Annotated in this window: 16 protein-coding genes; 8 read left to right on the top strand and 8 right to left on the bottom strand. The window is 67.4% G+C overall.

Annotated features, from left to right (window positions below):
- Positions 1-232: 232 nt before the first annotated feature.
- From IPG63_13340 to IPG63_13325, 4 genes are all read right to left on the bottom strand, one after another.
- Complete coding sequence (locus IPG63_13340; protein MBK6728220.1) at positions 233-2,272, bottom strand: glycoside hydrolase family 97 protein; 2,040 nt, start codon at positions 2,270-2,272, stop codon at positions 233-235.
- Positions 2,269-5,025, bottom strand: a complete 2,757-nt coding sequence (locus IPG63_13335; protein ID MBK6728219.1) for a DUF3372 domain-containing protein — start codon at positions 5,023-5,025, stop codon at positions 2,269-2,271. Before IPG63_13335 ends, IPG63_13340 begins: the two co-directional genes overlap by 4 nt.
- Positions 5,026-5,185: 160 nt before the next feature.
- A complete protein-coding gene (locus IPG63_13330) occupies positions 5,186-8,056 on the bottom strand; it encodes a diguanylate cyclase (protein ID MBK6728218.1) in 2,871 nt (956 codons plus the stop codon).
- A 51-nt stretch (positions 8,057-8,107) separates the two neighbouring features.
- On the bottom strand, positions 8,108-9,070 hold the full coding sequence (locus tag IPG63_13325) for a hypothetical protein (protein ID MBK6728217.1): 963 nt from the start codon (positions 9,068-9,070) through the stop codon (positions 8,108-8,110).
- A gap of 291 nt (positions 9,071-9,361) precedes the next feature.
- Between IPG63_13325 and IPG63_13320 the strand changes: the two genes are divergently transcribed.
- Entirely contained in the window at positions 9,362-10,012 is a 651-nt protein-coding gene (locus tag IPG63_13320; GenBank protein ID MBK6728216.1) for an HAD family phosphatase, read from the top strand.
- Positions 10,013-10,060: 48 nt separating this feature from the next.
- Here IPG63_13320 and IPG63_13315 read toward each other — a convergent pair whose 3' ends face one another.
- The 3 genes from IPG63_13315 to IPG63_13305 all read right to left on the bottom strand — a co-directional run bounded on the left by IPG63_13315 (position 10,061) and on the right by IPG63_13305 (position 12,659).
- Positions 10,061-10,690, bottom strand: coding sequence for a DUF4276 family protein (locus tag IPG63_13315; GenBank protein MBK6728215.1), 630 nt, complete (start codon positions 10,688-10,690; stop codon positions 10,061-10,063).
- 2 nt (positions 10,691-10,692) lie between these two features.
- Positions 10,693-11,961, bottom strand: a complete 1,269-nt coding sequence (locus IPG63_13310; protein ID MBK6728214.1) for an AAA family ATPase — start codon at positions 11,959-11,961, stop codon at positions 10,693-10,695.
- A 119-nt stretch (positions 11,962-12,080) separates the two neighbouring features.
- Entirely contained in the window at positions 12,081-12,659 is a 579-nt protein-coding gene (locus IPG63_13305) for a hypothetical protein (protein MBK6728213.1), read from the bottom strand.
- 267 nt (positions 12,660-12,926) lie between these two features.
- On the opposite strand from IPG63_13305, the gene tnpA reads away from it, so the two are divergent.
- Together tnpA and IPG63_13295 are read left to right on the top strand one after the other, a co-directional pair.
- The gene (gene tnpA / locus IPG63_13300; protein MBK6728212.1) at positions 12,927-13,379 is read left to right on the top strand and encodes an IS200/IS605 family transposase; all 453 of its coding nucleotides are present in this window, start codon (positions 12,927-12,929) and stop codon (positions 13,377-13,379) included.
- A gap of 269 nt (positions 13,380-13,648) precedes the next feature.
- Complete coding sequence (locus IPG63_13295) at positions 13,649-16,795, top strand: glycosyl hydrolase (protein ID MBK6728211.1); 3,147 nt, start codon at positions 13,649-13,651, stop codon at positions 16,793-16,795.
- A 186-nt stretch (positions 16,796-16,981) separates the two neighbouring features.
- On the opposite strand, the gene apbC is transcribed toward IPG63_13295, so the two are convergent.
- Complete coding sequence (apbC, locus tag IPG63_13290) at positions 16,982-18,070, bottom strand: iron-sulfur cluster carrier protein ApbC (protein ID MBK6728210.1); 1,089 nt, start codon at positions 18,068-18,070, stop codon at positions 16,982-16,984.
- A gap of 134 nt (positions 18,071-18,204) precedes the next feature.
- Between apbC and metG the strand changes: the two genes are divergently transcribed.
- From metG to IPG63_13265, 5 genes are all read left to right on the top strand, one after another.
- Positions 18,205-20,286, top strand: coding sequence for a methionine--tRNA ligase (gene metG, locus IPG63_13285; protein ID MBK6728209.1), 2,082 nt, complete (start codon positions 18,205-18,207; stop codon positions 20,284-20,286).
- A gap of 78 nt (positions 20,287-20,364) precedes the next feature.
- Positions 20,365-21,648, top strand: coding sequence for a hypothetical protein (locus IPG63_13280; protein ID MBK6728208.1), 1,284 nt, complete (start codon positions 20,365-20,367; stop codon positions 21,646-21,648).
- Positions 21,649-21,732: 84 nt separating this feature from the next.
- Positions 21,733-22,770, top strand: coding sequence for a phosphoribosylformylglycinamidine cyclo-ligase (purM, locus tag IPG63_13275; protein ID MBK6728207.1), 1,038 nt, complete (start codon positions 21,733-21,735; stop codon positions 22,768-22,770).
- Positions 22,770-23,405: a phosphoribosylglycinamide formyltransferase gene (locus IPG63_13270; protein ID MBK6728206.1), complete on the top strand. Its 636-nt coding sequence runs from the start codon at positions 22,770-22,772 to the stop codon at positions 23,403-23,405. Before purM ends, IPG63_13270 begins: the two co-directional genes overlap by 1 nt.
- A gap of 63 nt (positions 23,406-23,468) precedes the next feature.
- Positions 23,469-24,161 carry a DUF3108 domain-containing protein gene (locus IPG63_13265; GenBank protein ID MBK6728205.1) on the top strand — a complete coding sequence of 231 codons (693 nt, stop codon included), beginning with the start codon at positions 23,469-23,471 and terminating at the stop codon, positions 24,159-24,161.
- Positions 24,162-24,176: the final 15 nt, after the last annotated feature.

The raw sequence follows: 24,176 nt of genomic DNA, 5'->3' as shown, positions 1-24,176 counted from the left end.
ACAGACAGCGTGCGGATTCGAGGCTGTTTGTAGGAGCGCCGGCAACGGCGCGATTGCTTGCTGTAGCCGCATTGCCGGTGGGCACCGCGATGCGACGCCCGATCCACCGGGACGCTGCACAGCACGAGCGGGCGACGTGGTCGCGTGCAGGCCGACGATTACGCGGCCCGGTTGCGGTGCGCCTCGCGGGGCTCGGCACACCCTACATCGCAACGACGTGGCCGGGTCACGGTTATTTCGGCACGAAGCGGATCGCCTGGCCGCCGCCGGGGGCGAGGCGAATCGTCAGCGTGTCGCCGCTTCGCACCTCCCGCCGTTCGGTCGCGAAGGCGAAGCGGTTATCGCGATAGTGGGCATCGTCGCCATCGCGATAGATCTCGGCGCGATAGGTGCGGCCCGGCGTCAGGAAGGACAGCGGCACCTGCAGCACGCGGCCGTGTTCGTCGGTCAGGCTGCCGAGGAACCAGGCTTCCGAGTTGCGGTCCTGGCGCGCGATGGTCACGTAGTCGCCGATCTCGCCATTCAGGACCCGGGTCTCGGCCCAGTCGACAGCGACGTCCTGGATGAAGCGGAAGGCATCGACGTCTTCCACGTAGTGCTCGGGCAGGTCGGCGACCATCTGGATCGGGCTGTAGATCACCACGTAGAGCGCGAGCTGTTTCGCCAGCGTCGAAGGGATCGGGTGGTGGCGGCCCTGCAGGCTGAGGATGCCGGGCGTGTAGTCCATCGGCCCCGCCAGCATGCGCGTGAACACCAGGTTGACCTCGTGCTCGGGCGGATTCTGCGGATTGCCCCAGGCCGCGTATTCCATGCCGCGCGCGCCTTCGCGCGACACCCAGTTCGGATACGTGCGGCGCAGGCCGGTGTCCTTGATCGGCTCGTGTGGATTGATCGCGATGTGCCGCCTGGCGGCTTCGGTGACGACGCGCAGATGGTGACGCGACATCCACTGGCCATCGTGCCACTCGCGCGAGACCGGACCCTTGCGACCATCGAAGCGCTCGATCTGCCCGGCATCGGCGACATAGCCGGTCTTGATCACATCGACCCCGTGCCGCGCATACAGATCGAGCGCCGCACCGAGTTGTTGCTCGTAATGGCTGACCGCGCCGCCGGTTTCGTGGTGCCCGATCAGATGCACGCCGCGCGACTTCGCGTACTCGGCGAGTGCCGGCAGGTCGAAGTCTTCGGTGGCACGGCTGAAATCGAAGTCGTTGCCGTCACCGAACCAGTTGCCGTCCCAGCCCTGGTTCCAGCCCTCGACCAGCACGCCACGAAAGCCGTTCTCGGCCGCGAAGTCGATGTAGCGGCGGGTGTTGGCGGTGGTTGCACCGTGTTTCGTCCCACGCGCCCAGCTTGATCGCTCCAGATGCATCTCCCACCAGACGCCGACATATTTCGCGGGCCTGAACCAGGACACGTCACCCAGCGCATTGGGTTCGTTGAGATTCAGCTCCAGATTTGACGCATACAAGGCCGCGGCGCTGTCGGTGATGCGCAACGTACGCCACGGCGTCGCGAACGGTGCGCGGCGGCGCACCTTCCAACCTTCGGACGCGGGCGAGATCTGCGCCTTGAAGCGCTGGCCCTCGACGCGACGCAGCCACATCGCGGAATAGTCCACCAGCGCCGCTTCGTGGAACGCGAGATGCAGCCCATCACGCGTGCGGATGGTCATCGGCGTATGCGCCTGCCCGACTTCGGTGAGCGGCGTGCGGTTGTACAGATACTCGTAGCGGTTCCACTCGCCGGCCGGGATCCACCAGGCTTCGGCCTCCGGCGCGACATGGAACTCGGTCAGTTCGTCGTCGATGATCACCTCGCGCAGCTGCGGCTGGTCAGGGAACACGTAGCGGAAGCCGACACCGTCGTCGAACACGCGGAACACGACCTCGAAGCTGCGCTTGGCCTTCAGCGTCTCGGTGAAGGTGACGCGCAACTCGTTGTGCTGGTCGCGCACGAAACGCGACTCGCCCCAGGGTTGCTCCCAGGTGTCGTCATGGCTCGATGTCGACTGCGCACCCAGCACCAGATTGCGTTCGAGTTTCTCGGCACCACGCAGCAGGAAACCGAGCCGCGACGGCGCGATCACGGTTTCTCCGAAGCGCTTGATCGCGTAACTGGCGCGCCCCTCATCGAGCCCGACTTCTACCGTCAGCACCTTGCCGGGCGAGGCGATGCTGGCCACGACTTCGGGTCGTTTCGGCGGTTCGGCGGCCATCGCGACACCGACACCAAACACAAACGTCCAGAACCAGATCCACTGACTCATGGCGCAACCTCCGACTCGACCACGAACACCACCGCAGTTCGCGCCGGCAGCGAGAAGCGTCCTTGGTCTCGGTGGAACACGGCCTCGCGGGCGCGGGCGTCGGCGCCTTCGGGATTGCGCTGCACCGGGTGCAGGACGAAGTCGCGGCCTGCGGCCTCGGGCAATGCAAGCTCATGGGCGCGGGTATCGACGTTGACGAAGTACGCGAGCGTGGCGAAGCCGGCGCCGGGATAGCCGGCGCCATCGATCAATGCGGCGAGCACGGTCGGCTCCTGGTTCGGGCCGGTGTTGACGAAGCGCAGCCGCTGGTGGATGTCCTCGGCGCTGCGCAGGCGGAACAGCGTCGAGCTGGCGCGGATCGCTAGCTGGTCGCGGAAGGCGTCGCGCATCCACGCGATCTGCGCCGGCTCCGGCTTGATCGCGGCGTTGGTCAGCAGCGGGCGCATCAGCGCCCAGGCATTGCCGTTGTCCGGCTGCGGCGGCAGGCCGCTGGCGAAGCCGTTGTCCTGGTAGCTCCAGTCGATGCGGTTGAACCAGTCACCACTGTCGTAACTGTTGCGATCCAGCGACTTGCTGCGCAGCACATCGAAGCCGGCGTGGAAATAGGCGATGCCCTGGCTGAACAGATTGATCGCGGCGGCGAGCAGCTGCACGCGGGCGCGTTCCTCGCGCGTGGTCGCGCCCGGCAACTTGAATGCGGCGATGTCGAACAGGGTGTGGTTGTCGTGGTTCTCGACATAGTTGACGACTTCGTTCGGCGCGCTGACATAGCCCGCCGGCTGATCGCCGTAGCCGATCGCATCGAGGCGCACGGACTGGCCGCGGTAGTCGGTGAGCACGTAATCGCGCAGTGATCCGGCGAGCCCGACGCGGACCAGGTCCGCAGCGCGCAGCAAGTCGTCGCGGCTGCCGAGCGCCTGCGCGTTGCGGTCGTAGTGCAGGCCGGTGACGAAACCTTGGGCGCTGACCAGGCGCGCGTCGTTGTCCATCGCCGAACCGCCGCGCACGGCGTCGCGGGCACGGTCGCTGAAGGTGGCGATGCCGCTGCCGTTCAACGACAGCTGCGAGGCCTGCACGAAGCGCGCGCCGTTGGCCACCTCGCCGAAGTTCCAGCCTTCGCCGAGCAGCGGAACGTGGCGGCCAGCGACCGCATCGACCGCGCGTTGCAGTTCCTCCATCGCCGCGCGTGGCTGGTGGCCCATCAGGTCGAAGCGGAACGCTTCGATGCGGTAGTCGCGCACGAAGCGCACTGCGGTATCGATCATCAGTTTCGCCATCATCCGCTGCTCGGTGGCGGTGTTGGCGCAGCAGGTCGAGGTGGTGACGCGGCCCTGCGCGTCGAGCCGGTGGTAGTAGCCCGGCACGATGCGGTCGAGCACCGAGCGCGCGTCCTGGCCGCTGGCGCTCGTGTGGTTGTAGACCACGTCCATGCCGACGCGCAGCCCCGCGCGGTTCAGCGCCAGCACCATGGCGCGGAACTCGCGGATGCGCGCCAGCGCATCGTTGGCGTCGCTGGCATAGCTGCCTTCGGGCACGCCGAAATGCAGCGGGTCGTAGCCCCAGTTGAAGCAGTCGGTGGACTTCGCTGCCAGCACCGCCGCCTGTGGCGCGCTGCTGTCGCCGCTGCCGCTGATCACGGGCGTGCCGCAGCCGATCTCGGGCACGGTGGCGAAGTCGAACACCGGCAGCAGGTGCACGTCGCTCAGCCCGGCGGCGGCGAGCGCGCGCAGATGGCGCATGCCATCGGAGGCGGCCACGGTGAACGCCGCGTACTTGCCGCGCTGGGCGGCCGGGACACTGGCATCGTTGGCGGAGAAGTCGCGCACATGCAGTTCGTAGATCACCTGATCGGCGTCGAGCCGCAGGCGCTTGTCGCGCGCGAAGCCGTCCCAGCCTTCGGGCTTGGCGGCGGCGTCGGTGAGATCGACGAACAGGCTGCGCGCCGAGTTCGCGCTGAGCGCGGTGGAGTACGGGTCGGTGACGCGATTGCGCACCAGCCCGACGCCCGGCACGACCACGTCGACCAGCAGCAGGTAGCCCTGGCCGCGCAGGTCGTCGCTGCGCGCAAAGGTCCAGGTGCCGGTGTCGCCGTGGCGACGCATCGGCACCGCCTCGACCGCCGCGGCGGTGGCCGATGGATAGCGACACAGCACCAGCGACTGCGCGCTGGGTGCGAACACGCGCACGCGACTGCCGCTCGCATTCGCGACCGGGTCCAGCGACTGGGCGGCCGCTGTATCGGCGAACAGCGCGTCGATCAGCGCCGCCCACTGCAGTCCCGTCGACTGCTGCACGCGACCGTCGGCGCCCTCGCGCACCAGCAACCACTGCGCCGACAACAGCGCGCGCAGGCGCGGCGCATCGCTGTCGTGCAATCTCAGGTTCACGCCATCGCCGACCCAGGCGAAGCGCGCCTGCAGCTCCGCGGGCAATGCCCCTGCATCGAGATCCAGATCGAACACTGCCTCGGCGCCGGCGACGCGGCCGGCGACGATCGCCAGCGTTGCCGCGCGCGATGCATGCAGACGGTAGCGTCCGCTCGCCGGCGCCCCACCGAAGCGCAGTCGTGTCCCATCCATCCAGACGCCGCGCGCCTCGTTCGGCAAGCCCGCCGCCTGCGCCTGCAACACGGTTTGGTGCGTGGCAGCGTCGCAGGCCTGGCGCCAGGCCGCCTCCCGCGCCGGATCACCGGCCAGCACCGTCCCGGCGGCGAGCAACGCCCGCAGAACCCATCGCAGTCGCGCAAGATGCATCGTCGATTTCCGGCTAGCCGCACGTGAGCGGCGGCGCAACCTTGGCATGGAAGTGGTACCCGCGAGCCGCTCCCGGGTCGCGCTGCAATCGAATACATCGATGGCAACGCGGTCGCCCACGTGCGCTCGCTGTCAGCAAGTTCTCCGCCGCGCCAGCCGCTCAGTCGGCGCGCTGCCAGCGGTTGCGACCGGCGGCCTTGGCACGGTACAGCGCCGCGTCGGCGCGACCGATGAGATCCTGCGGTCGAGTTTCCGCTGCGACGCGCACGGCGAGGCCGGCGCTGAAGGTGACCACCGCCGCGCAGCTCGAGGCCGGATGCGGCAACGCCAGGGTACGCACGCGGGCAGCGAAGGCGTCGAGGAAGGCGTCGGCCCGATCGACCGCGTCGGCGCGGAACAACACGGCAAACTCCTCACCGCCGATGCGCGCCGCGAAGACCCCGAACTGCTTCGCGCAGGCGGCGAGTTCGGCGCCGAAGCGCGCCAGGCAGTCGTCGCCGGCGAGATGGCCGACGCTGTCGTTGTAGGCCTTGAAGTGGTCGATGTCGAGCATCGCCACGGCGCTGCGTGGTGAGTCCGCAAAGGCGGCGTCGAGCTGGTGCGCGAACGCGCGCCGGTTCGGCAGACCGGTCAGGAAATCGTTGCTCGCCGCCTGCGCCAGCGCGGCATTGGCCTGTTCGAGATCGTGCGTGCGCACGCGCACCAGGGCTTCCAGCGCGCGCTCGCGATGACGCAGCGCGCGCAGCCGCCAAAGCGGCAGCGCCGCGGCCAGCGCCAGCATCGCCAGCACCGCGAGCAGGCGCACGTCAGCGCGCTGCCACCAGTGCGGCCGCACGCTGAAATCGAGCGCGACCGCTGCGCTCCAGGGCTCGGTCGGGGTCGAGACAGCCACTTCGAAACGGTAACTTCCGGGCGCGAGCGCATCGAAAGCGACCCCGCGCCGCGCGCCGACTTCGCTGAAGCGCGGCAGCGACGGCAGCAACCGATAACGAAAGCGCAGGCGCTCGGCGTCGGAGAGGCGCAGCGCGGTGTAGTCGATGCCGATCTGGCGCGTGCCCGCGGCCAACGCGAGGCCCGGGCTCGCTACCTGCGACACGCCATCGACCAGCACGCGCTCGATGCGCGGCTGCGGCAGCGGCGCGCGCTCGGGCAACGCGTCGCCGGCGATGCGCACTACGCCCTCGGTGGTCGCGACCCAGACCGCACCGTCGTCGGCCAGCGCCAGCGGGTGCTGGGTGCCGCCATTGCACTCGCTGCTGCGCATGCCTTCAGCCTCGCCGAACAGGGTGTAGTCGAGCTCGGGGTCGCCGCCGTCGAGATGGCGCGCCAGCGCCGCCACCTCGACGCGCAACACGCCGGCATTGCTCGATGTCCACAGCCGTCCATGGGCATCGAACTCGATGGCATGGAACTGCGCCAGCAGCTGCCGGTTGATCGGCTCGATCGCGCGCAAGCGGCCGTCTTCGAGCACATGCAAGCCGATGCCGGCGACCCAGACGCGACCGTCGGGCGCGCGCACCGCGTCGCGAATCGGCTGTCCCTCGCCGTCGCTGAGGCGCTGCGCCTGGTTGCCGTCGAGTTGATACACCCCGGCCTCGACGGCGGCGACCAGCCAGCGACCGGGGCCATCGCTGCGCAGCCGGGAGATGGCCGGATGCGCTGCGCCGGGCAGTTCGATCGCGGTCAACTGGCCTTCGCGCCAGCGCACCAACCCGTTCTGAGTGCCCACCAGCAGGCTGCCGTCGCCGCCTTCGACCAGCGCCTGGATGCGCAAGCCGCGCAGCTCCGGCACCGTCTCCAGCGCGCCGTCGGCGCTGCGCCGCACCAGTCCGCCAGCGGTACCAAGCCATTGCACATCACCGCGATCGAGCACCGTCTGCACCACACCGCTGCCGGGGGGTGCATCGCGCGGCAGCGGCAGGTCGATGCGGTGACCGTGTTCGAAGGCGACCAGTCCGCCGCCGTTGAATCCCAACCACCAGCCGCCGGCGCGGCGCGGCACCACGGTCCAAGCCAGGCCCTGCGGCAGGTCTTCGGCGGCGCCGTAGGTCTGCACCAAGGAGTCGCCGATGCGCGTCAGCCCTGCCGCGGTGCCGGCCCAGAGGTTGCCCTCGCGGTCCATGGTTGCTTCCCAGACCACGTCCGACGCCAGCCCGTTGCGCCGGGTAAAGCGCTCAAAGCTGCCGCCACGCACGCGTGCCAGACCACCGCCGGCGGTCGCCAGCCAGATCGCACCATCGGCATCAGGCAGCACCGCCCGCACCACCGAACTCGGCCACGGATCGGCCATCGCCCACGGCTCGAAGCTGTCGCCGCGCGCGATCGCAGCGCCCCCGCGAAATCCGCCATAGCCGTTGCCGCTGGCGTCGAAGGCCAGGCTCCAGACGTGCGCGCGCAGCAATTGCGGATCGCTCGACGCCGACATCCAGCCATCACGCTCGCGCCGCCAGAAACCGCTTTCGCTGCCGGCCCACCAGCGCCCGAGGCGGTCCTGCGCCAGCGCCCACACCACCTGCGGCAATTCCTCGCGCAATTCGCTGTTGGCGCCATCGAAGCGCGCATGGAACAGGCCGGCGCCGGTACCGAGCCACAAGCCCCCCTGCGGATGCAGGCGCAGCACGGTGACCGAATCCGACGGCAGGCCGCCGCCGGCGCGAAAGCGCTGCAGCCGCCCGCTGCCATCGAGTCGGGTCAAGCCACGGTAGCGACCGCCGAACCAGAGCGCGCCGTCCGGAGTCTGAGCGATGGTCTCGATCATGTCGGTCGGCGCCTCACCAGCGGCCAGTTCGGACAGCGCCACGAAGCGAACGCCGTCGAAGCGCGCCGCGCCTTGGTAGGTGCCGACCCACAGATAGCCATCGCGATCCTGGAACAGCGCACTGATGCTGGCGTGTGGCAAGCCGCTGGCGACACCCCAACTACTCGCCCGGTATTGCGCAGCGGACTGGCGGAGATCGAGTGCGGACGCTGCCGGCACGGCCATCGTGGCCAACAGCACAATTTCCGGCAAGCGGAGCCAATGCGGGGTCATGGCCCATGCTAGCGAATCGTCGCGCAGCACAGGAACCCGTTACGGAGCAACTCAGGATGCGAATGGACCCAGCCAGCGCTCCATGAAACCCAGTCGACGCTCGCTTGGTGCAAGCGCGCCCGACGGCAACGGCACCGCGGCATCGGCGGCCACCAGGTGGCCGAGCGCCTGGCAAGCCTCGAGAAATGCCCCTACTACGGAACGATCTGCGTCGCAAAGCCGACAGGCGCTATCGAGATCCAGTGCCTGCCCGGACAGCAGCGCCGCCAGCGTCACATGCTCGTGGTCGTGCGGCAGCAGACTGAAGTCCGGCCAACGCAGCAGACGGAATCGTGTCGGCAAGCGCGTCTGCGCGGAATCGTGACCCTCGAGCGCCGCAAGCCAGCGCAACTCCTGCAGCGGCCGCAGTTCGCTGTCGCGCAGCGCTCGGGCGGCATCACAGTTGCCGCTGAGGATGTAGCGCCGGCAACGCATCGCGACGCGCAAGCGCGACGGCTCGAAGTCGGCCAGATAGCGGCCGCGGTGCGTCAGCACCGACAGCGATCCGAAGCCGACCACACGCACATGCGCGTCGTGATGGTGCGGCTGCGCAAAGATGCGCTGCAGCGCGTGCGCCAGAGTGCCCGACTGCACTGGCGCCACGCTCGCCACATCGTCTGCCGCCAGCGGCCGCGACGGTTCGGTGCGGATCGCCGCACCGAGGCGGTCGAAGGCGGCGTTCAATGCCTCTCCCAGTTGCGCCACGCGCACCGGCGCGTTGATCACGATGTCGTCGGCGCGTGCCGGCGGATCGGCCTCGTGGCGATAGACGATGACGCAGCGGCCGCGCAGCCCGGCATTGAAGCGGTTGTCGCGCAGCGCTCCGGCGGCGACTACCACGACATCTGCGCCATCGACCTCGCCGATACGCACCGGGACATGGGTCTGGCCCTCCAGCGCCAACAGAGCGATGCGCAAGGCCGACTGCTCGTGCGGCAACAGACCGAGCCCGGCGACCGCCAGCGGCGGCTCCATCGATCCGGGCTTCCAGGCCGGTGTGCGGCGGCGTTCCCTGGCTCCAATACGCGTTCCGAACTCCGTGTCCATGGCCACCCCCAGCCGCTTTCGGGAATTGATTGCACTCCAAAACCGAGAAGCCGCACACCTGTCGTTTCTGACAGGTGCGCGGCGCCGCGCGCCGATGTCCACTAACGAGGTTGCCGGCATGGCCGCCGGCGGCGACGCCAGCGCCGCACACGGTTACGATGGCGGCAACTTTCCCGTTCCGGACCCGCCGTGCCAGCGTTTGCCGCCGCGATCTTCGACATGGACGGTCTGCTGATCGACTCCGAGCGCGTGCTGCTGCGCGTCTGGACCGAGGTCGCGACCGAGTTCGGCGTGGTGCTGCCGGAAGCCGACTTCGTGCGCATGGTCGGGCTCGGCGCCACCGAATCGAATGCCATCCTGCGTGACGTGCTCGGCAGCGAGGCGCGCGTGCGCGAATTGCGCAGTGCCGCCAGCGAACGCATCCGCGCCGAGGACACCCATGCGCCCGCTTTCCCCCTGCGTCCCGGCGCGCGCGAACTGGTCGCGGCGCTGCAGGCGGCCGGTATCCCGCTGGCGGTGGCGTCGTCGACGCGCATCAGCGAAGTGCAACGCCGGCTTGAGCGTGTCGCCTTGCGTGACGCCTTCAGCGCGATCGCCGGCGGCGACGAAGTCGAACGCAGCAAGCCCGATCCCGGCGTGTTCCTGCTCGCCGCCGAACGCATCGGCATCGACCCCGTGCGTTGCCTCGCCTTCGAGGACAGCCCGCACGGACTGCACGCCGCGCACGCCGCCGGCATGCACGTGGTCCTGGTCCCGGACCTCGTCGCTGCCTCGCCCGAACACCGTCACCGCGCCCACGCCGTGCTCGATTCCCTGCACCAGGCGCAAGCGCATCTGCCGCGCTGGTTTGGCGGGCGCGTCGGTGGCTGAGGCGGACAGGAGACAGCGGCCAACCGCGGCGCCCATGTGGACGACATGCTAGGCCACAGCATCTGCCAAGACCGAGTGAAGCGCGGCGAAACTGGCTGACCGGTTCCGGGACGGGTCGATCCGGAGGCCCATTTCCGATGCGAGCTCGATCTTCCGAAGCCCGGCACTGAAGTACCCGGAACGTTGCATCACGCGCTCGAAGGCCTGCCAAGTCCCACCTGAAATGGCATCGGGATCGCGATAGGCATGCTTTCGCTGGATGCCTTTGGGAACCCGCGGATAGGCGGCCCGCACCGCGTCCCAGTCGCCGAAGTACCAAGCCTCCAGCTCCTCGATCGCGATGCGGCTGACCAACTGCCATTCCACACGATCCGATGCGCGCAACCGCGAACCTGTGCGCAGGCCCGCACCTTGCGCGATCCGATCCATCCTCGCCTTGAGCAACCGGCAGTCGTCGTCGTCCCTGTCCACGATGACGAAGATCCGCCAATTGGCCGGAAGCCAACTGGCGTAACCACGAAGGCGCGCTTCCAGCTTCGCCATCAAGTCGTCCTTTCCGCCGAAGGGGTGGGCGTCGAAGCTGACGCCACGGGGAATGACGCGCGGCAACAGCCCGCGCAGGAACGACTCCATCGACGGCTCCTCCACGAGGAACACCAAATGCTCTGCACCTGGCATGGTCATCGCTCTCCGGCCGCTGCGATGCTCCCGCGACCGACTTGCCGTGCCGGCGCTCCCTGGTTCACCAACGGATCGCCTACGCCAAAATGCCCTTCCATCCAAAGGTGGCCCAGTAGCGCACCGTGCTCGACGAATGCTGAAACGCCGGGCAAGTCGCTCGCCCGCATCGCCTGTGTGTACCCTGCTTCGTCACGCCACAACACCCGTACTTCCTCCGGCCGCAGTGCATTGAGAAAGAACGGGGAGTGTGTTGTGACGATCAACTGCGTGCGCTCGGCGGCGGCACGGCACTCTTCTGCCAGCTCCGGAAGCAAGCGCGGGTGCAGCAGGTTCTCGGGTTCCTCAATGCCGATGAACGGAGGCGGCGTCGGATCATGCAGGAGCACCAGATACGCCAGCATCTTGAGTGTCCCATCCGACGCGAACCGAGCAAGTACCGGGTTGTCAAAAGGCGCGTCCTTGATCTGCAGCAGCAAACGGCCATCAGGCATGGGGTCGGCCAGCACGCGTTCGACGCGCGGAACCCGACGGCGAAGCGCATCGAAGATCTGCATCAGACGCTCTTCGTGCCGTTCCGCCAGAAACTGGACGACGTTCGCCAAATTGTCGCCGCTCCTGCTCAAGTGTTCTTCCGGCCCAGCTTGCGGCTGACCTCGAGTGCTTTCCGCCGCGAGATAGGAAACGTGCCACCCAGTGATGAATTCTCGCAATGCTGCGACCCGCGGATGCTCGGCAAACTGCCCGAGGGCATTCACCGCCAGCAAGTCCGGGGAGTTGAGGGGAATGTCCACGCGTCGGTCCTGTGCATCCGGCAGTTCGCCGCTCACCGCCTGCCCGACGCCTTCCCGATAGTCCAGGAAGCGGAACGGCTTGCCACCGCTGCCACGCGTCCAGCGCAGCCATTCCTCGACGACGACAGGCACGCCCGCGCGCTCGTCCACCGCCAAGTGGTAGGTAATCAGCGGAAAGCCTGGCTCGCGGTACTTGATCTCCACCGACAACGGCCCTACCCCGCCGCGGGTCTTCAGCTCCTTGGCTCGCCCCCGCTTGTCCCAAGCCTTGCGCAATCCCAACTCGAAACACTCGGCCAGAAACGCGAACACATCGAATACGGTGGACTTGCCGCTACCGTTGGGCCCCAGCAGTACCGTCAACGGAGTCAGTTCCTTGAACTCGACATCACGCAGCGCGCGGAAGTTCTGCACCTTGAGGTACTCGATGCGCGCGAGGCCACCCGATTTCTTCGATGCAGCGCGTGAGGGAAGCATTATCTTCAGAACTCCTGATCGGGCCGGGCTTGTGGACGGAGAGTGTGCCGGAGATTGGCCTGAAAAGCGGCACAAGGAAACGTACAGGCGCAGATCCTTGCACTCAACGCCGCCGCAGCCTACGCCCGCTCCGCCCCCAACACCCCCGCATCGATCAGTGGCCGGTTCAGTGCGGTGAATTCACGCAGCACGTCCGGGTGGGTGAAGCCGAGCACCATGCGATCGATGCGGCCGCCAAAGAAGGTGCGCTTGAGGCGCTTGAGGCGGATCGGTTGGTAGTGGCTGGTCTGCGGATGCTCCGGGCGGTGGCGTTCAAACCACAGCCAGGCAGGGATGCCGCCACCGAGCACCGAGGCGGCAAACCAGTGCGACTTGAGCCAGGCCGGCATGTCGAGATCGAGTGCGACCGCCATGAATACGAAGGTCAGCACGGTCGCGATGCTGAGCGCGCCGAGGAACAGACGCTGCGGCAGCGACAGCGCTCGCCGCGCCAGCGTCGGTGCGCAGCGTTCGCAACTGACCACCGGGAAGCGCAGCAGCAACTCGGTGCCGGCGACCAACAGGTAAGTCGTCTGGCGCAATTCCAGCACGCCCTCGCTCAGGCCTTGATGCGTGCCGCAGTTGACGCAGCGCGTGTCCGGAAAGCGCAGGCCGAGTTCGCTGGTGTCGGGGGCTTGCTGGATGTGGATCGGGTGCATGGGGGTGTCCTCTGCGCGTTGCCGCGTCATGGCGCAGTCGCAATGCGCTCGATCGTGCCGATGCGCGTCGCTTGAAGCAACCCGCCCGGCGTAGCTGAGGACCGAGGGCCTTGGCGGATGACGGTCTGCAAATTGCGAATTCTCCGATGTGCGAATCAGACGACGACGATCGCGGACGGGCGGAGATCGCGGCAGGATCTTGTTCCTCCATCCCGGGGCTGCACCCCGGGCTCGTGTTGTGCCGCCCCTGCGGGGCTGGGAGGTCGCGTGCCGCAAGCCTTGGCGAAGTTGCATCTGCATCTGGTGTTCAGCACGAAACACCGCGAGGCGTGGCTGCACGATGCAGTGCGCGATCCGCTGCACGCCTACATGACCGGCGTGTTCGCGAAGATCGGGTGTCCGCTGGTCGCAGTCGGGTCGATCGAAGACCACGTCCATGTGCTGTTCGAGTTGAGTCGGACGATGCCGGTATGCGATGCCGTTGAAGCGGTGAAATCGGCTTCATCACGTTGGTTGAAGACGCAGGGTGATGAGTTCGGGTCTTTTGCATGGCAAGCCGGTTATGGCGTGTTCGCGGTGTCGTCGTCGAACATCCGCCGTGTCTGCGCATACATCGCGAGCCAACGCGAACATCATCGCCGCGCCGACTTCCGCGCCGAATACCGTGGCCTGCTCGAACGCCATCAAGTTGCCTTCGACGCACGCCACGTCTGGGATTGATCACCACCAGCCCCAAAGGGGCGACACAATCAGGAGCCCGGGGTGCAGCCCCGGGTGGTGGTGATGGTGGTGGTGGTGTGCGTTTTCGGAGTTGTGTCGCCCCTTCGGGGCTCGGAATTTGGGTGGCGCGGTCTCGACCCGGGGCTGCACCCCGGGCTCCTGATTGTTTCGCCCCTTCGGGGCTGGGGGTGTTGTTGCCGGGCCGGTTCGTTTTGACAGCGCGCGCGCGGGCTCGCTAGCGTCGGCGGACCCTGTTGCCGGAGTTCGCCATGCGCCCGTTGCGTTCGCTGATATTGATGCTTGCGGCTGTCCTGGCCCTGCCGCTGGCGGCGAAGTCCGCCAAGGAAGACGGTGCCGAGAAGCCCTACGGCGCCCTCGCGTTCCGATCGCTCGGGCCGCTGGTCGGGGGACGCATGACGCGCGTGACCGGTGTCCCCAGCACGACGATCTTCTACGCCGCCGCGGCACAGGGCGGCGTGTGGAAATCCGGCAACAACGGCATCGACTGGGAACCGATCTTCGATGACCAGTCTTCGCAGTCGATTGGCTCGATCGCGGTTGCGACCAGCGACCCGAACGTGATCTACGTCGGCGGCGGCGAGGGCAATCCGCGCGGCAATGTCGCGGCTGGCCATGGCATCTGGCGCTCGACCGATGCCGGCGCGACCTGGGAGCACGTGCTCAAGCTCAAAGCCCAGATCGGCACGATCGCGGTGCATCCGACCAACCCCGACATCGCCTTCGCCGCCGTGCTCGGTTCGCCGTTCGGACCCGGACCACAGCGCGGCGTCTATCGCACGCTTGATGGCGGCAAGCAGTGGTCGCAGGTGCTCAAGGTCGACGCCGACACCGGCGCCTCGGATGTCGCCATCGATCCGCACAATCCGCGCATCGTCTATGCCGGCATGTGGGCGATGCGGCGCACGCCGTGGTCGGCGCAGAGCGGTGGCGCGGGCGGTGGCCTGTTCCGTTCCAGCGATGGCGGCGCCAGCTTCGAGAAGGTCGAGCACGACACGATTCCGAAGGGCGTCGTCGGCAAGGTCGGGATTGCGTTCGCGCCCAGCCAGCCGGGTCGCATCTACGCGCTGATCGAAGCGGAGGGCGGCGGTCTGTTCCGTTCCGACGACGGCGGTGGCGAATGGAAGCGCGTCAACGACCACCACATCCTGACCCAGCGCGCCTGGTACTACATGACCATGACCGTGGACCCGACCAACGCCGACACGGTGTGGTTCCCGCAGGTGCCGCTGCTGCGCTCGAAGGATGGCGGCAAGAGCGTCGTCCAGATCGATGGCACGCACCATGGCGACCACCACGATGTATGGATCGACCCGCGCAATCCGCTGCGCATGATCGACGGCAACGACGGCGGCATCGACGTGTCGCTCGACGGCGGCCAGACCTGGACGCATCCGCTGCTGCCGATCGCGCAGTTCTACAACATCGACGTCGACGACCGCGTGCCCTACCACGTCGGCGGCACCATGCAGGACTGGGGCACGGTCAGCGGCCCCTCGCGCAGCCTGCGCGGACCGCACGCGGTCGGTGAATGGCTATACGCGGGCGGTGGCGAAGCGGCGGATTTCGTCTACGACCCGTTCCGACCCGGCCACGTCTACGCCGGCGAGTACATGGGCTACCTGTCGCACTATGTCGAGGGCACGGGGCAATACCGCAACATCTCGGTGTCGCACTACAACGGCTCCGGCATCGCGCCGGAAAAGCACCCGTATCGCTTCCAGTGGACCGCGCCGGCACACGCTTCGCCGCACCGCGACGGTGGTCTCTACCACGGTGGCAACGTGCTGTTTCGCACCCGCGACCAGGGCCAGACCTGGAGCGCGATCAGCCCCGACCTGACGCGCAACGACAAGAGCAAGCAACAGTGGTCGGGCGGCCCGATCACCGGCGACAACACCGGCGTCGAGGTCCATGGCACGATCTTCTCGATCGCCGAATCGCCGCTGCAACGCGGGCTGCTCTGGGTCGGCAGCGACGATGGCCTGGTGCACGTCTCGCGCGACGACGGCGCGAACTGGTCGAACGTGACCCCGAAGGCGCTGCCAGAGTGGGCGACGGTCGAGGGCATCGAGGTTTCGCGCAGCGACGCCGGCACGATGTGGTTTGTCGCGCATCGCTACCGGCTCGACGACCACCGGCCTTACCTGTTCCTGACCCGCGACTTCGGCAAGAACTGGCAGCAGTTGGGCAAGGGCCTGCCCGACGACCTGCCGCTGTACTCGGTGCGCGTCGATCCCGCGGACTCGCGTTTCGTGTTTCTCGGAACGGAACGCGGCGTCTGGTATTCGCGCGATGGCGGTGCGAACTTCAGCGAGCTGAAACTCAACCTGCCGCCGGTGACGGTGACCGACATGGAGATCAAACACGGCGATCTGGTGATCGGCACTCGCGGTCGCGGGCTATGGGCGCTGGAGCAGGTTTCCACCCTGCGCGCGCTCGACGACGCGCTGCGCACCAAGCCGGTGCACCTGTTCGCGACGCGACCCGCGTACCGCTTCCGCGAGGACGGCAGCTGGAGCGAGATGGCGAATGGCACCGTCGATGAAGAATACGAGGGCGCGCTGCTCCATGTCTGGCTCAAGGCCAAACTCAAGCAGGTCGTGACTCTGACCATCCGCGACGCCGAAGGCCACATCGTGCGCACGCTGAGCAGCGAGAAGAAGCCCGGCAAGTATCCCGAAGACGATCCGGACGAACCCTGGGGCCCGCCGGAAGCGGACTTCGATGTCACTGCCGGGCTCAACCTCGTGCAGTGGGACCTGCGCGAGGAGGGCGCGCGGCGCATCGCGTTCAAGGCCGACATGGGCGATCCCGAAACCGGGCCGCTGGCCCTGCCTGGCCGCTACACGCTGGAACTCGCAGCCGACGGCCAAACCGCGACCACGACACTCGAACTCCGCGCCGACCCGCGCTCGCCAGCGAGTGCGGAGGACCTGCGCGCCAATCACGCGCTCGCGATCCGTACCCGCGACGCACTCACTCGCCTGTCGCTCTCGATCGACCGCGTGCGCGCGGTGCGCGAGCAACTCGACGTGTTTGCCAGGCACGTCGGCAAGACCGCGAACGCCGACGAGCTGCGGACCGCAATCCAGGCTGCGCGCGAGCGCGTCGATGCCATCGAAGGCAACCTGCACAATCCCGAAGCGATCGTGAACTACGACATCCTCAGCGGCCGCGGCGGCGGCGCCAAGCTCTACTCACAACTCGCGCCGCTGTACTCGTGGATCGGCGATTCCGATCACCGTCCGACCCAGTCGATGCTCGACCGCGCCGAGGAACTGCTCACCGAACTCGCGCAACGCGAAGCCGCGATCGACGCGCTCGGCGGCATCGAACTCGCCCGCGTCGAAGCCGAGGCCGACAAGCTTGGGCTGAAGCGGATCGTGTTGCCGTAACCACGACCACACGGCCATGACCACTCGGCCACGGTGCGCACCGCTTCGCGGTGCTCACCCTACGCCGGACCGCAGCGCGTACATAGGGTGTGAGTAGGGTGTGCCGAGCAAAGCGAGGCGCACCGCCCGCCCGCGACGACGCCACATCGGTGCGCATCGCAACGCGGCGCACACCCGCCGCAGCCCTCAATTGCTCTGAACAACCATGCTCGGAATGCCGATCTTCTTGTTGCGCGCCTGCAGCGAGAGCCGGGCGGCGGTGTTGCGGGCGATGTTGAGATAGCGCTTGGCGGCGTCGGAGTCGGGCATGGCGACGACGGTCGGGGTACCGCCGTCGGCCTGTTCGCGAATGTGGATGTCGAGCGCCAAGGAACCGAGCAGCGGCACGCCGTATTGCGCGCTCATGCTGGCGCCACCGCCTTCGCCGAAGATGTGTTCGGCGTGGCCACACTTCGAACAGACGTGAATGGCCATGTTCTCGACGATGCCGAGCACCGGCACGTTGACCTTCTCGAACATCTTCAGCGCCTTCTTCGCATCGAGCAGGGCGATGTCCTGCGGCGTGGTGACGATCACCGCGCCCGCGACCGGCACCTTCTGGCAAAGCGTGAGCTGAATGTCGCCGGTGCCGGGCGGCAGGTCGATGACCAGATAATCGAGGTCCTGCCAGTTGGTGTCCGACAGCAGCTGCGTCAGCGCCTGCGTCACCATGGGTCCGCGCCAGATCATCGGCGTGTCCTCCTCGATCAGCAGGCCAATCGACATCACCTGCACACCGTGCGCGATCTTCGGCTCGATGTGCTTGCCATCCAGCGAATCCGGCTTGCCGGAAACGCCCATCATGCGCGGCTGGCTCGGCCCATAGATGTCGGCGTCCAGGATGCCGACGCTCGCCCCCTCCGCCGCCAGCGCCAGCGCGAGATTCGCGGCGGTGGTCGACTTGCCGACGCCGCCCTTGCCGGAGGCGACGGCGATGATGTTCTTGATGTTCGGCAGCGGCGTCAGGTCGTTCTGCACCTTGTGCGAGAACACGCGACTTGACACCGAGACCGTCGCCAGCGAAATCGCAGCGTCGGCTTCGAGCGTGCGCTTGACCTGCGCCGACAGTTCGCCCAGCCAGGAAGCGGCCGGATAGGGCACGACCAGATCGACGACGACACGATCCGCGTCGGCACCCACGGCCTTGACGATGCCGGACGCGACCAGGTTCTGGCCGGTGTGCGGGTCGGAGATTGAGGCGAGCAGGGCTTCGGCGGTGGATTTGGCGTGGGACATGGGCACGACCTTGATTTCGGGACCGCGGAGTTTAGGGGCTGGGGGTCGACGTGGCATCATTGCCGGCCCAAGCTCCCTCATCCGGCGCTGCGCGCCACCTTCTCCCGGCGGGAGAAGGGAAGACCGAGAACCCCATGTCGTCGCACAAGACCCTGCTCGTCACCACCGCCCTGCCCTATGCCAATGGGCCGCTGCACATCGGCCATCTGGTCGGCTACATCCAGGCCGACATCTGGGTACGCGCACAGCGCCTGCTGGGCGATACGGCGCACTTCGTCTGCGCCGACGACGCCCACGGCACGCCGATCATGCTGGCCGCCGAAAAAGCCGGGCTGGCGCCGGAGGCCTTCATCCAGGCAATCCAGGACAGCCACGAGCGCGACTTCAAGAGTTTCGAGGTGGCATTCGATCAGTACCACTCGACGCATTCGGACGAGAACCGCGAGATCGCCACCGCGATGTACCTGACATTGCGCGAAGGCGGCTTCATCGCCAGGCGCACGATCGAGCAGTTGTACGACCCGGTCAAGGACATGTTCCTGCCCGACCGCTACGTCAAGGGCGAGTGCCCAAAATGCGGCACGCCCGACCAGTACGGCGACAACTGCGAGCACTGCGCGGCCACCTATGCGGCGACCGATCTCAAGAACCCGCGCTCGGTGATGTCCGGCGCCACCCCGGTGCTGCGCGAGTCCGAGCACTACTTCTTCGAATTGCACAAGTTCGAGGGCCTGCTGCGCGAGTGGCTATCGCACGATGTCGCGCACAGCTCGGTCAAGGCCAAACTCGGCGAATGGCTGGACGGCGGCCTGCGCGAGTGGGACATCTCGCGCGACGCGCCCTATTTTGGCTTCCCGATTCCGGACGCGCCGGGCAAGTTCTTCTATGTCTGGCTCGATGCGCCGATCGGCTACCTCGCGAGTTTCAAGGCCTACTGCAACCACCACGGTCTGGTCTACGAGGGCTTCCTGACGCCGGACAGCAAGACCGAGATGCACCACTTCATCGGCAAGGACATCATCAACTTCCACGGCCTGTTCTGGCCGGCGATGTTGCACGGCTCCGGCCAACGCACGCCGACGCGCCTGCACGTGAACGGTTACCTGACCGTCAACGGCGCCAAGATGTCGAAGTCGCGCGGCACCTTCATCCAGGCGCGCACCTATCTCGATCACCTCAATCCCGAGTACCTGCGCTACTACTTCGCCGGCAAGACCGGTGCCGGTGTCGAGGACCTCGACCTGAATCTTGAGGACTTCGCCGCGCGCGTGAATGCCGACCTGGTCGGCAAATTCGTCAACATCGCCAGCCGCTGTGCCAAGTTGCTGGAGACGCATTTCGACAACACGCTCGGGCGGATCGTTACACCGGTGCCAGGAGAAGTGCTGAGCGATTGCCAGCAGCAGGCGATCTTCCAGTGGTCGTCCTCCAAGACTCAAGTCGAACTTGCGATCAGGCACTACGCTTCGCGCAATTTTGGCCGCGTTGTCGCTGAGCTGATGCGCGTCGCCGACACAGCAAACGAGTTCATCGCGCAACAGGCGCCTTGGGCGTTGGCGAAAGACGCCGGCCGCCGCGATGACCTACACGCAGTACTGACCGCTGGTCTGAACACCTTCCGAGCGATCACGATTGCACTCGCCCCGATTCTGCCGTCGGTAGCTCGCCACGTCGCGGAACTATTCAACGAAGCCGCGCCTGAGACGCCCTTCCGCGATGGCATCACGGTTGTGGAGGGAACAAAGCTTGCGCCGTACCAGCCGCTGATGACCCGCGTCGATGCCAAGGCGATCGAGGCCATGGTCGAGGCCAGCAAGGGCACGCTGGAGGCCGCAAAGCCCGCGTCCGCCAAGGCAGCCGAGAAGAAAGCCGAAGCAGCGTCGCCGGCGGGACCGATCTCGATCGACGATTTCGGCAAGATCGACCTGCGCATCGCGCGCATCGTCGAGGCCGAGGCGGTGCCAGAGGCGGACAAGCTGCTGCGCATGAAACTCGACCTCGGAGCCGAACAGCGACAGGTGTTCGCCGGCATCAAGAGCGCTTACGACCCCGCCACGCTGGTCGGCCGCCTGACCGTCATGGTCGCCAATCTCGCCCCGCGCAAGATGAAGTTCGGCCTGAGCGAAGGCATGGTGCTCGCCGCCTCGGACGAACGCGGCGGACCCTTCCTGCTGAGCCCCGATTCCGGCGCGCAGCCGGGCATGCGCGTGAAATAGCCAGCGCCGCTGGAGCGTGATGGGCTTCACGGACCGCTTGCGTTGGAAGCCACGTGGCCGCACCATCCGCGCATGCCCATGTCCAAGACCATCGCTGCCGTCGGGGTTTCCGAGGAGACCACCGCGTTCCTGCGCCTGCTGTTGCGCAAGGTGTCCGCCAAGTCTGCGACCAAGTGGTCCTGGGGCAACGAGGATGGAGCCGACCTGGTCATCGTCGATCCGACCGTGCTGATCGGCGAAGCCGCGCGGGTGCGTGCCGAGTCCGCAGGAGTGCGCTATGCGGTGCTGCTCGAGGCCGACGTCAAGGCCGAGGACGAACTGGTGTTGCGCCACCCGCTCGATGCCGAGCAACTGGCCCGCGTCATCGAGGTGGCCGCGGCGCCACGACAGGCGAGCGCCGGCATCACCCATGTCGACGAGAACTTCTACGAACCCCAGGCCCCGGCTGCCAGCGCACCGGCGTCGTGGCAGGGCGCCCTCAGCGACAGCTTCAACGAGCGCCGCGAACAGGCCAAGGCGGCATTGCTCGGCGTCGCCGCAGCAGAAGGCCTGGAAGTCGTGATCAAGCGCGAGAAGGAGCAGCAGAAGCAGCCGGATTTCCGTCAGTTCAAGCTCGAAGACGCGACTGTCGATGGCCTCGGCGTCGCGCCGGTGGGCGCGAGCAACCGTCGTGCCGAAAGCAAGGCGGTGGATCGCGGCGACCTGCAGGCCGGGGTCGGCAGTGCCCGGGAGGGGTCGCTGCACACCAATTCCCCGCTGATCGGCGGTGCGGCCGAACGCTATGACGGGGAACTGCCGTTCTTCTTCGACGCCGGGGTACTCGGCGGCCCGGCGCAGATTCAGATCGGCGACGCCCCGGTGCTCACGTTCGACCCGAAAAACGAAGTCTTCCACGCCGACGCCAGCCTCTCCGCGCTTGAGCCGTACTGTCAGGGCAAACTGCAGCGCTCGGCCTGGAAGAAACTGACCACCGCCGACCTCCACCAGGCACGATCCTCGGCACCATCGCGGCCATACTGGCACCTGCGCTGGTTGCACGCGCTGCTGCAGTCCAACGGTCGCCTGGCCGCGCACCTCGACCCCGGCGGCACCTACCGCCTGAAGGAACAGGTGTTCATCGAACCCGGCTACCGCACGCACGGCCTGATCGCCGCAGCGATGGACCATCCGCTGCGCCTGAACGAGATCTCGGCGACCGCCAAGGTGCGCATGGAAGCAGTGTTCGACATGGTCAACGCCTATGAGGCCGTGGGCCGCATCGAATGGTCACCGCGCCAGCGGCGCACCGACTCGCAACCGACCATCGACGACAAGCAGAAGGGCCTGCTGACCAAGCTGCGCTGGCCGTTCCGCAAGGGCTGAAGCTGCGGCCGCGGCGCGCTCGGCCAGAAAAAGCGCCGCCGACCCGCTGGTATCATCGCGCCCCTCTTTCGAGCGGAACGCCTCATGGCTGCAGCACCCACCGGACTGACCTACCGCGATGCCGGCGTCGACATCGATGCCGGCAATGAAGTGGTCGAACGCATCAAGCCACTGGTGGCACGCACCTTCCGCAAGGAAGTGATGGGGGGCCTTGGCGGCTTCGGCGCGCTGTTCAATCTCAGCGGCAAGTACCGTGAGCCGGTACTGGTCTCCGGCACCGACGGTGTCGGCACCAAACTCAAACTCGCCCAGCAGCTGAACCGCCACGACACCATCGGCATCGATCTGGTCGGCATGTGTGTCAACGACGTACTCGTGCAGGGCGCCGAGCCGCTGTTCTTTCTCGACTACTTCGCGACCGGCAAGCTCGACGTCGCGACCACGGTGGCCGTGGTCGGCGGCATCGCCCGCGGCTGCGAACTGGCGGGCTGCGCGTTGATCGGCGGTGAAACCGCGGAAATGCCGGACATGTATGCGCCCGGAGAATACGATCTGGCCGGCTTCACCGTCGGTGCGGTCGAACAGTCGCAACTGCTCGACGGCCGCAAGGTGCGCGCTGGCGACGTGATCCTCGGCGTCGCCTCGAGCGGGCCGCATTCAAACGGCTATTCGCTGATCCGCCGCATTCTCAAGCACGTGAACGCGGACCTCGGCGACAACCTCGGCGCGGTGTCGCTGGCCGATGCGCTGATGGCGCCGACCACGCTCTACGTCAAGCCGATGCTCGACCTGCTTGGCCAGCTCGACGTGCATGCGATGGCGCACATCACCGGTGGCGGCATCACCGAGAACATCATCCGCGTCGTGCCCGAGGGCCTCGGTCTCGCGATCGACGCCAGCACGCTGGTGTTGCCGCCGGTGTTCGACTGGCTCAAGCGCAGCGGCAATGTCGCCAGCGAAGAGATGTGGCGCACGTTCAACTGCGGCGTCGGTTTCACCCTGTTGCTCGATGCCGGCAACGTCGCGATGGCCAAGCGCCTGCTCGCCGGCCATGGCCTGTCCACGCGCGAGATCGGCCAGGTCGTCGCGGCCGACGGCGACGAGCGCGTGCGCATCGGCTGATGCTCAAGCTCGCCGTCCTCGCATCCGGGCGCGGCAGCAACCTGCAGGCGCTGATCGACGCGATCGGCGCCGGCGAGCTCGATGCCGGCATCGTCGGCGTGTTCAGCGACAAAGCGGCTTCGGGTGCGCTCGCGATCGCCCGCGGCGCCGGACTGGCCGCCGTGCACATCGACCCGAAGGCCTACGGCAGCCGTGCCGCGTTCGATGCCGCGCTGTTTGCCGCGATCGATGCTTGCGGCGCCGAGCTGATCGTCTGCGCCGGCTTTATGCGCATCCTGTCGCCGGAAGTGGTCGCGCCGCGGACATCGCGGATGATCAATATCCACCCCTCGTTGCTGCCGAAATACCCGGGACTGCACACGCACCAGCGCGCGCTCGAAGCCGGCGACCGCGAACACGGCGCCAGCGTGCACGCGGTGATCCCGGCGCTCGATGCCGGGCCGCTGATCGCGCAGACGCGAATCGCCATCGACCCCGCCGACAGCCCGGAACGCCTGGCCGCGCGCCTGCTGCCACGCGAGCATCAGTTGCTGCTGCAGGTCGTGCGCTGGATCGCCGCCGGCCGCCTGCATTTCGATGCGCGGGCAGTGCACTTCGATGAGCGGCGGCTGAGCGAACCCCTGCGCGTCGGCTGAACTCCGCGTTCGCCCGCAACTCAGACTCGATCACCCAAGCTCGCCCCAACCCTGGAGACCGCCGTGATCCGAATCCTCGCCGCCCTGATCCTGCTCGGCACCGCCGTGACTCGCGCCGACGATGCCGAACCGATCGCCCCGTTCCATTCCGACTACCAGCTGATCCGCGAAGGCAAGCACATCGGTGAAGCCAGCATCGAGCTGATCATGGGCAAGGACGGTTTCCAGTTCAGCACCCGCTCCGAAGGCACCGAGGGACTGGCCGGTTTCGCCGGCGTGCGCATCGAGGAGAACAGCACCTTCCGCTGGCAGGACGGCAGGCCGGAGACCCTGCACTATCGCTATTTCCAGAAGGCGGCGTGGAAGAAGCGCAGCCGCAGCGTCGATGTCGACCCCGAGGCCCGGCGCATCGACGCAACCGACAACGACGGCAGCGCCGCGCTTGACTACGCACCGGCCACGGTCGACCGCAACCTGGTCGTGCTCGCACTCGCCGCCGACCTGAAGGCCCGGCGCGAGAAACTCGAGTACCGCGTCGCCGACAAGCGCGCGATCGAGACCCATCGCTACCAAGCCACGGGCCACGAAACCATCGAGACCGCGCGCGGACGCTTCGACTGCATCCGCGTCGAACGCATCCGCGAAAAGCCCGGACGCACTACCACCACCTGGATCGCCCCGGCGCTCGGTTACACACCGGTGCGCATCCTGCAGAAGGAACCGGACGGCGAGACGCTGGAGATGCTGTTGCGCTAGATTCCGCGCCGCGAT

The sequence above is a fragment of the Lysobacterales bacterium genome (genome assembly GCA_016703225.1).
Taxonomy (GTDB): Bacteria; Pseudomonadota; Gammaproteobacteria; order Xanthomonadales; family Ahniellaceae; genus JADKHK01.
The sequence above is the reverse complement of the archived record's forward strand: the minus strand, read 5'-3'. Positions and strand labels throughout refer to the sequence as shown.

Bases quoted from the DNA above. Each gene is read 5' to 3' on its own strand.
- IPG63_13340 (MBK6728220.1), bottom strand. From the start codon at position 2,272: ATGAGTCAGTGGATCTGGTTCTGGACGTTTGTGTTTGGTGTCGGTGTC.
- IPG63_13335 (MBK6728219.1), bottom strand. From the start codon at position 5,025: ATGCATCTTGCGCGACTGCGATGGGTTCTGCGGGCGTTGCTCGCCGCC.
- IPG63_13330 (MBK6728218.1), bottom strand. From the start codon at position 8,056: ATGACCCCGCATTGGCTCCGCTTGCCGGAAATTGTGCTGTTGGCCACG.
- IPG63_13325 (MBK6728217.1), bottom strand. From the start codon at position 9,070: ATGGAGCCGCCGCTGGCGGTCGCCGGGCTCGGTCTGTTGCCGCACGAG.
- IPG63_13320 (MBK6728216.1), top strand. From the start codon at position 9,362: ATGGACGGTCTGCTGATCGACTCCGAGCGCGTGCTGCTGCGCGTCTGG.
- IPG63_13315 (MBK6728215.1), bottom strand. From the start codon at position 10,690: ATGCCAGGTGCAGAGCATTTGGTGTTCCTCGTGGAGGAGCCGTCGATG.
- IPG63_13310 (MBK6728214.1), bottom strand. From the start codon at position 11,961: ATGCTTCCCTCACGCGCTGCATCGAAGAAATCGGGTGGCCTCGCGCGC.
- IPG63_13305 (MBK6728213.1), bottom strand. From the start codon at position 12,659: ATGCACCCGATCCACATCCAGCAAGCCCCCGACACCAGCGAACTCGGC.
- IPG63_13295 (MBK6728211.1), top strand. From the start codon at position 13,649: ATGCGCCCGTTGCGTTCGCTGATATTGATGCTTGCGGCTGTCCTGGCC.
- apbC (MBK6728210.1), bottom strand. From the start codon at position 18,070: ATGTCCCACGCCAAATCCACCGCCGAAGCCCTGCTCGCCTCAATCTCC.
- metG (MBK6728209.1), top strand. From the start codon at position 18,205: ATGTCGTCGCACAAGACCCTGCTCGTCACCACCGCCCTGCCCTATGCC.
- IPG63_13280 (MBK6728208.1), top strand. From the start codon at position 20,365: ATGTCCAAGACCATCGCTGCCGTCGGGGTTTCCGAGGAGACCACCGCG.
- purM (MBK6728207.1), top strand. From the start codon at position 21,733: ATGGCTGCAGCACCCACCGGACTGACCTACCGCGATGCCGGCGTCGAC.
- IPG63_13270 (MBK6728206.1), top strand. From the start codon at position 22,770: ATGCTCAAGCTCGCCGTCCTCGCATCCGGGCGCGGCAGCAACCTGCAG.